We start from the raw sequence: 326 nt of genomic DNA on the forward strand, positions 1-326 counted from the left end.
AAGATTCATAATTAGGGAGTATCACACAGCACCCAAGCCTATCCAAAATAAGAACGGAAAGGAGGTCTGAATCAATGAACTTGAATGTTGGTATTGATGTTTCAAAATTGAAGCTTGATTATTGTGGAATGGATTCAAATAAGCAAGTGTGTTTCCAAGGTGAAGTAACAAACACCCCCGAAGGGGGCCGGTCATATTCGTGATGAGATTTTAAAGCGGTCTCAGCAAGCTGACCAAATTATTATCGGCATGGAAGCAACCTCAGTTTATAATTTCCACCCAACCTTGTTCTTTGAACAAGATGATCGCCTTAATCAGTTAAACGT

Origin of the sequence: Lentilactobacillus parakefiri (genome assembly GCF_002157585.1) — a bacterium.
Taxonomy (GTDB): Bacteria; Bacillota; Bacilli; order Lactobacillales; family Lactobacillaceae; genus Lentilactobacillus; species Lentilactobacillus parakefiri.